The sequence below is a fragment of the Secundilactobacillus collinoides DSM 20515 = JCM 1123 genome (assembly GCF_001435975.1).
Lineage (GTDB): Bacteria > Bacillota > Bacilli > Lactobacillales > Lactobacillaceae > Secundilactobacillus > Secundilactobacillus collinoides.
The window spans coordinates 1-459 of the sequence record NZ_AYYR01000069.1; the positions used below are offsets into that span (position 1 = coordinate 1).

Annotated in this window: 1 pseudogene; it reads right to left on the bottom strand. The window is 40.7% G+C overall.

Annotation, left to right across the window (positions count from 1 at the left end):
- Positions 1-459, bottom strand: a pseudogene (locus FC82_RS11580) (hypothetical protein); the annotation flags it as partial.

The window sequence follows — 459 nt, forward strand, 5'->3', positions numbered from 1 at the left end:
TTTAAATTGCGCTTTCTGTTGTGGACTAGTTGCTTGTTGAATTTGTTGTTGCAAGCTTTTATATGACTTATTAAGTGCTTGGGCTGATTCATGTTCAGGTTCTTTTTGTGCTTCTTGTAAACCTAATTGTTTGGTTAAGCCATCGCTAAGTTCAATCACTTTGTTGCTAACTTGTTGGATTTCACTTAAAGCATTATGGATCACGGCTTTATCTTTGGCCCAGGTTGCCACATAACCGAGGGAGTAATTACCCGTATCAATCCCAATATTTTGCATGGCAACATATGCAACCGCTTCGGCTTGGGTTTCTTGATAGGCTCGCGGCCGATCTTTAAAGGCTGATTTTAACCCATGTAACTGACTATGCGCATATTCGTGATATAACGTCTTTAGTTTCAAAGCATTGTCGGGCTCATCGCCACCAATGACGATTTCATTAGTGCTGGGTTGAAAATACCC